Origin of the sequence: Bacillus sp. K2I17 (assembly GCF_002209985.1) — a bacterium.
Classification (GTDB): Bacteria; Bacillota; Bacilli; order Bacillales; family Bacillaceae_G; genus Bacillus_A; species Bacillus_A wiedmannii.
In genome coordinates, this window is sequence record NZ_NJGF01000008.1 from 199,589 (window position 1) to 206,970 (window position 7,382).

5 protein-coding genes, 2 pseudogenes and 2 other annotated features (1 of these 9 cut by a window edge) are annotated in these 7,382 nt (G+C 33.7%); of the genes and pseudogenes, 2 read left to right on the forward strand and 5 right to left on the reverse strand.

Annotation, left to right across the window (positions count from 1 at the left end; genetic code table 11):
- Window positions 1-226 (reverse strand) — a binding site (T-box leader) (it extends 10 nt beyond the left edge of the window).
- Window positions 227-280: 54 nt separating this feature from the next.
- Window positions 281-517 (reverse strand) — a binding site (T-box leader).
- A 107-nt stretch (window positions 518-624) separates the two neighbouring features.
- Complete coding sequence (locus CER22_RS12790) at window positions 625-4,104, reverse strand: DUF4020 domain-containing protein (RefSeq protein ID WP_256943716.1); 3,480 nt, start codon at window positions 4,102-4,104, stop codon at window positions 625-627.
- A 180-nt stretch (window positions 4,105-4,284) separates the two neighbouring features.
- On the opposite strand from CER22_RS12790, the gene CER22_RS12795 reads away from it, so the two are divergent.
- The gene (locus CER22_RS12795; protein ID WP_060487163.1) at window positions 4,285-4,722 is read left to right on the forward strand and encodes a YndM family protein; all 438 of its coding nucleotides are present in this window, start codon (window positions 4,285-4,287) and stop codon (window positions 4,720-4,722) included.
- 119 nt (window positions 4,723-4,841) lie between these two features.
- Here the strand turns inward: CER22_RS12795 and CER22_RS33645 are convergent, their stop codons facing one another.
- The 3 genes and pseudogenes from CER22_RS33645 to CER22_RS12805 form a co-directional block, all read right to left on the reverse strand.
- Window positions 4,842-5,372, reverse strand: coding sequence for a cysteine hydrolase family protein (locus tag CER22_RS33645; protein ID WP_033662720.1), 531 nt, complete (start codon window positions 5,370-5,372; stop codon window positions 4,842-4,844).
- Window positions 5,373-5,387: 15 nt separating this feature from the next.
- A pseudogene (locus CER22_RS33650) lies at window positions 5,388-5,921 on the reverse strand (GNAT family N-acetyltransferase); the annotation flags it as partial.
- Window positions 5,922-5,934: 13 nt separating this feature from the next.
- Window positions 5,935-6,240 (reverse strand): annotated as a pseudogene (locus CER22_RS12805) (YfzA family protein).
- A 100-nt stretch (window positions 6,241-6,340) separates the two neighbouring features.
- Here CER22_RS12805 and CER22_RS12810 point away from each other — a divergent pair.
- On the forward strand, window positions 6,341-6,859 hold the full coding sequence (locus tag CER22_RS12810) for a kinase (protein WP_088122419.1): 519 nt from the start codon (window positions 6,341-6,343) through the stop codon (window positions 6,857-6,859).
- 50 nt (window positions 6,860-6,909) lie between these two features.
- On the opposite strand, the gene CER22_RS12815 is transcribed toward CER22_RS12810, so the two are convergent.
- A partial coding sequence (locus tag CER22_RS12815; protein ID WP_179211914.1) for a 3D domain-containing protein occupies window positions 6,910-7,382 on the reverse strand: 473 nt, incomplete at its 5' end.

Sequence of the window (7,382 nt, forward strand, 5' to 3'; positions counted from 1 at the left end):
ATATTTATCGCGGTACCACCCTAGTTGTAGACTTATTTCGTCTACCTCTCTTCATTGTTAACGATCATCTGACCGTCTTTCCCTTCATAAAGACAATACTATCTTTACTACGAAAAAGATGCTCTAGGACTGTAATTCGCTCTTGTTTTTGTACTGGTTCGCACCAACCACCAGCTCTCTGTTACAGGGAAACAACAACTACTGCTTTTCCTTTCAACGCATATATATTTAATTTTCAAGTTAGACCACTAAAATACAAAAAGTCCCTACTGAATAAATCAGTAGGGACGATATTTATCGCGGTACCACCCTAGTTGTAGACTAACTTTCCGTCTACCTCTCTTCACTGTTAACGATCAATTGACCGCTTTTTCTTCATAAAGACAATACTATCTTTACTACGAAAAAGATGCTCCAAGACTGTAATTCATGATTATCCCTGTACTGGTTCACACCAACCACCAGCTCTCTGTTACAGTAAGACTAACCACTACTGTGATCTCTTCATTGCACTTTGTTTATTCAAATGTTTTTGAAATTGAATAAGTATGATTCGTATTATAGAACGCTTTTCAAAACACTGTCAACAACTTTTTATATTTTTTTTAAAATTCCACTTCCGCCCTACATTTCTTCTTGTAAATTCTCCATAACAATTCCGATGCGAATTATCTCATTATCTATTGCATTTAATACATATTTTTCTACTCCATACTGGATTAATATTTCTTTTATTTGAATAATTTCAGTTTCAAGTAAATCGGCTTCTTGAAGCGTTTGTAGTAAAGTGAAAAATACATTTGCATACAATTCTTTATACATTTTTATACTCTCTGTCTTTTCAAGTATTTCATTAAACAACTGTTTTAACTCCGTTTGATTCCCTTTTCCAACCAAACCTGAAAATGTTTTTATTATAGATAATCCTCTTTCTACTATTTCATCCATAAATAAAATAATACGCAAAAGCATTACATATTCTCTAGCTGTGATTTCACCCATTTTCGGTCGCTCTCGCAAAAATACACTGAGCCAAGATGCCCAAAATTTTTGTTGTTCTTTTGCACTTAACGTTTTGACGTAATAGCATAAAAACTGCATAAATTTAATTTTATTTTCTTCATTTTCTTGTATAAGTAACGGGTATAACCAATCTGTTTTTTGCTCCCAATACAGTACACATTTAATAAATACAAAACTGAGCCATTTCAAGAAAGCTTCCCTCGTATGCGGATGTAATACTTCCAAATGTTCTACTGCATACTTAATAAATCGTTTCATTTCTGTAAATAAAGGTAAATTGATTTGCGTGTAACATAAGCCTGCCCATGCATATTTCGTAATCTCATTTTCTTTCTTTAAATCTAAGCATGGCAACAAATATTTTCGGCACCATTGCTTCTCAATATGATAAAGAAATGTAACATCTGCTACTAAACGAGCTAACATAAAGTTTGTCCGTACTTTACTAACTCTTACTTGTTCTTCAAATAAAAATAAATATTCATATACATTACGATCGTATAAATGATCATATGATAACAGTTTTAATAATACAGCTGTCATTTTCCCAACAGGATGCTGGATCGATTCATTGTAAAAGTCTTGTTTTCCAAGCTTAAAATCTGTATCACTTTTCATTACTTGAGGGAATACCGAAAAAGCAAAACGTTTCACACTGCGTATACTATTTTCCTCTAACTCTTCTAATCGATTACTAATCTCATATAGAAAGCTACTAATTAACCAATGAAAAGAAGTATTTCTAACAAATTTCTGTAATAGCGGAATTACTTTTTGGATTTGTTCATTTGTCAATCCTCGGTTATTTCGCCACTCTCTAATACAAACAAACCATACTTCATTACTTATTTCGTGCATACCAACTAATTGATAGGCAAATGAAATACTCCATTCTGTATTCAACTTACATGCTTTCGATAACATCTCTAAAAAATGGCGTTGTTCAAAAACACCATCTTGAGAAAATTGACGAACTTGCTTCATAATTTCATCGTCTTTCAACTGCAATAATCCATCAGCAGTTACATTACAAGTAATACTTTGATCTGCCGTCTCTTTCTTTTGTACACTATATCGATCAGAATGAAAGTGAGGATGTTTTTGCTTCATTAACTCATAACCTTTTGCTGTAGATGGACTATTCGAATCACAAGTGAATAATAAATCTAAAACTAAACAAGCATCAAATGCTCTCTCCTCTGCAAGGTCCTTCAATACAATTTGAATAACCACTTCCTTTGTTTTTTCCAAAGAGAGTGCGAAATGATTTTTTATAAGTTGAAAAACTTCGTGTTTATACGTGACATCTAAAAGAAGTCCTTCCTGTAACAACCATTTCATTTTGGCATCGGCGCTAACGAATATATTTTTATTCATCGCATCAATTGCAATTCGGTTCTGAAGCATGCTGTTTGCTTCTATCATTTCTGTAATATAATAATTTGCTTTTTTTTCATTTTTTTCACACAAATAGGCTAAACACTCTTTTACAATTTGAATTAAAAATGCAAGATCATTTTGCTGAAACTCTTTTTCAACATTTTCCTTATCCTTTTTTTTCAGTGCCGTTTGTCGTAGTGATAACATTCGCATCTTCTCTATTCCCATCATCATAATTGGTACGGCGTAATAGGAAATATGAGGTTTCATCTTCTCATTCCAAATTTGCTCCACATAAGAAAATGTAGACACTGGTAAACGACTCGATTCCTCAAGTTCTATTGATTCTTGCGTATCATTTCCCCATTTTCTTTCCCGCTTCAATTTCAGTTTTCCGTCCAAAATAAACGTTAGTAATAATAAAGCAATTTCTTTATGCTCAGGAAAAGAACATTTTTGCAGTAAGCAAGAAATTTTTTCAATAGATTTACTATCTTTTTCAGCTGTTTCTAATAAAAGAAGTGTCCATCTTGCAAACAACAACGGGTCCATTTTAATTTTCGTTTCGTTTAAGTAGCTACAAATTGTTCTCCATAATAACGGAGATATTTTAGAATGATTTTTAAAAATTAATTGAAATAATTCTTTTTGATGACTAAAAAGAAATTGTTCCACCAACCATTCTGCAAGTAATTCATCTACCTCATTATCGTTTGATGTAACTAAAAATAAATTTTGTAATTTCCCTTCTGCTTCAAGCCATTCCACCCATTCATAATCATGAGCAAATTCAACAAAGTAGCGGACTGTTTCAATTTTTTTTATGGATTGTTTTATGTATGATAATTGTTCCTGCTCTACTGACGGTGGAACTGTTACTATGTCACGAATTCGCATTCGTTTTGTAATATAATTATCTCCCATTAATTCTGCCCATCGCTTCACTGCTTTAACAAGAGATTGATGATTATTACCTTTATTCGGGTATACAATCGGCCGTATTCCTAAATGCTCCCAATGGTACGTATTTTCCCCTTGTGCAACAAATGCATAACGCCTTGTACTTGGCGGTAAACCAGTAGCCAAATATTTCATTACTGGGTCATTATGGCTATATCCAACGAATAAAACAGTATAATTCGAGAATAAATCAACTAAAAACCTTCTTGCCCAGCCTTCGGTCAAGTAAGCCCTTCCAAAATCACCATCTGTTAAAATTAAAGCTTCTTTCTCTTGTTCTATATTGCCATGTATGTAAGCGAGTCCTTTAAACGCTCTACCTGTAGGTAACGCAGGTGCGTAATATACGTTTAATTCTCTATTCATTTCTTTCATCGCAGTTGTAAAATGCCGATCAAAATTTGTCGTGACAATGCGGACTTCCGTATCTAAAGGAAACAACCTCGGAATCGCATAATGAAGCGGATTCGGCTTTGATTTTTCAATATGAACTAAATCTCTTGCAACTTGATGTATATCTTTTGTTTTCGCAATTTTACCAAGATAATAATCATGAGGTTCTGTTATTTCACGCGTTTCTACATATAACGTTTTCGCAATCTCATCAACTAGATCATCAAAATTCGGTAAGTTTGATTTCCCTTTCATAGAAACTCCCGCTCCAACAAATAGTACTAACTTTCCTTGTTCAAGATGATCAATTAACTCCTCTGGAATTTCTACTTCTGAAGTAATCCACATCATGGATTCCCCCTTACCTAAAAATGTCATATACTCTCATTTTACTATAACATTTTTTCTTTGTTTTTTTAATATTTAGACAAAAAACGAACATGAAAAAGTTTTATGTAAATATATTCGTTACAATGTATGAACTCCTAAATTTATTGTAAAACTATGTATAAATCGGAGGTGTAAATATTGAATGGTTTTACTGTAGTACTTATCAAATTTATATCGTGCATTATCGCATTTAGTATTGGACTCGCTTTATTTTTCCCTGCAACGTTCGTCCAAATTATTTCATTTAGTCTCTTTGTTACAATCGTTTCCTATATGTTCGTCGATAAAATCATATTAAACCGAATAGGTAATACCGGTGCCATTATGTCGGATTTCTTACTAACGTATTTAAGCGTATGGATTTTCGGTAATATTTTATTAGACAATTACATGCAAATTGCATGGGGGAGTTTCCTTTCCGCTACTGTCTTTACATTATCTGAAGTAATCGTTCATCGCTTCTCTCACTCACACACAAGGCACAACAATGATAACATTCATATTAATCGCCGCTTTGCATATGGTACGGAATTTGCTGAAGAGCAGAATGTGTTGGATAAAGATAAGAAGAAGTAACATTTTGATGCAGGAGCGCCTCTTTTAATTATGTGGTGCTCCTTTTGTGTATTTTCATTATGGTATGTGAAATTATACGAACAATTTTTTTAATATATCTTATAATAAAAAACTGCCTCTTATTTAGAGGCAGTCACTTTCAAATCTTTTAACGCAACAACATTAGCAAACGCTCCAAACACTACATTATGATGCTTTACAATGTCTTCCGCACGTAACACGTCTGTATGAAACGTACTATGTGCATCACTCACTAACGTTACTTTATAACCTTCACTAAACGCTCTTCGCGTTGTCGTATCCACACAGTACTCTGTTTGCATTCCTGAAATAATAACGTGTTCAATGCCTTTTTCTTGTAATACTTCGTTTAAGTTTGTCTTATGGAAAGAATCTGGCGTCGTCTTTTCAACGATACGATCCCCTTTTTGCGGAGCAATCGCCTCATGCACTTTCCAGCCCTCTGTACCTTTTTCTAACGGATGATCTTTTGGTCCGTTATGTTGTACATAAATAACTGGAATATCATTAGAACGACATTCCCCAATAAGCTCTTGCAATATTTCTAAAAACTTTTCCCCGTTATGTACTGGCATTCCCGCTGTATACATACCTGCTTGCACATCAATTACTAATAAAGCTTTTTTCATTTCGCGCAGCTCCCTTTGTTTGTATTCTATCATCCAACAATCTTCTAATTTCCCCTCATGCAGCTCATGTTCCTTTAATATCTTCACTTTTTTAAAGCCGCATTTTTCATAACATTTTATCGCACGTTCATTATTTACTTTCGGATCCATTGCGATTGCTTCTGCTCTCGTGTTCTCCATAATATATGTAATTGCTGCCTGAACGAGTTTCGTTCCAATTCCTTTTCCCCAATAAGTCGGCTCTCCGATAAATTGATCCATTCCCCATACATTTTGTGATTCTTCATAGCCATATAATGTTTTCCACTCAGAATCAATTGGGTACATTTGTATGTAACCAATTGGAACAGCATCAAACTCTATTAAACATCTTTTTTCATGACTATTTGGATTATGTATAAAATGATTCAGTACCATTTCTACAGATTGCGGATTATCGCGTCCTTCGTAATACCGCAAGACTTCTGGGTCTGTTAGCCATTTTGAAATGATTGGTGCATCCTCTTCTTTTACGTATCTAATCGATATATTATCTTTTTGAAATAGCATATAATACCTCTTTTTAATTATTTATATTTTTTCTTGTTGTGAAATCTTTCATTACACCTATTAGTGCGTATGGTAACAATGTAATCGCAAAAAGAGCTGTAAACACATTAAAATGAGGGATTTCATATGGAGTGAACCATTCCGTGAAAAATTGGGAATGTAAAATTCTATTTGAAATTTTCCCACTAGGTTTAAAGTTTGGTGCACATCCTGTACTCTCAAACATAATAAATAGTAATTGAACAATTATAAATGCCCCTAAATAACGAAACCATGTCCGTTTCTATATAGGGTGTGTATTCTTTAATGTATCTTCCATCTAGCCCCCTCCTTTAAATATCCATCATATTGAGTATACACTTTCTTTACTTCATTTGTTAAAATTTTCTATATAATCATTCGTGTTGGAGGAATACATTATGTCTAATTCTATACTTAAATCAACTTTAATCATTCTTAGAGGAAACTCCGCAAGTGGTAAAACAACAATCGCAAAGCAACTACAAGAACATTTCGGACAAGGTACACTTTTAGTATCGCAGGATGTTGTACGTAGAGATATGCTTAGCGTACATGATACGATGGGGAACTTATCTCATGATCTACTATTTGAAATTACGAAGTACGGAAAAGGAAAGTGTGAGTTTGTTATTTTAGAAGGTATTTTAAACAGTCGTAGATACGGTGAAATGCTAAAAGAGTTAATACATTTTTTTGAAGGAAAGGCATATACATATTACTTTGATTTATCATTAAAAGAAACGATTCGACGACATAACACAAGGGACAAACGATATGAATTTGGTGAGGGTTCCCTACAAAAATGGTATAATCCGCACGATACAATTGAAGTTGCTCGAGAAACTATTTTTACAGATACATTCACGCAAAAAGATATATTTAATGCGATTCTTACTGATGTTGCGATACAAAAATAAAAGCCAGTCTCAATAAAGAGAACTGACTTCTATCTAGATAACTTTATTTATTAAAGAATTTTAACTTTAACAGTTTGTCTTCCCCAATTCATAGCTTTACTTTTTGAGCCCATTAAAACATCAATACGATTTCCTTTAATAGCACTTCCAGTATCACCAGCAATTGCTTCGCCATAACCTTCTACCCATACTTTAGATCCTAATGGGATTACTTTCGGATCTACTGCGATAATTCTCATATTCGGATTAGCCGTTAAATCATGCCCCATCGCAGTTAAAACACGTCCACCATATGTACCATTTTCACTTGGATCAGCAGTATATGCTGTCGCAACTACCGTTAATTCACGTTTAGCAGACTGTATGTTATTTTTAGACTCTTCTCTTGCTTTTGCTTCTTCCTTAGCCTTTGCTATTTCTCTTGCTTTCTCTTCTTCTTTTGCTTTTGCTATTTCCTTTGCTTTCTCTTCTTCTTTAGCCTTTGCTATTTCCCTTGCTTTCTCTTCTTCTTTAGCCTTTGCTA

Coding starts and splice junctions, on each gene's coding strand:
- CER22_RS12790 (WP_256943716.1), bottom strand. CDS start 4,104: ATGTGGATTACTTCAGAAGTAGAAATTCCAGAGGAGTTAATTGATCAT.
- CER22_RS33645 (WP_033662720.1), bottom strand. CDS start 5,372: ATGAAAAAAGCTTTATTAGTAATTGATGTGCAAGCAGGTATGTATACA.
- CER22_RS12810 (WP_088122419.1), top strand. CDS start 6,341: ATGTCTAATTCTATACTTAAATCAACTTTAATCATTCTTAGAGGAAAC.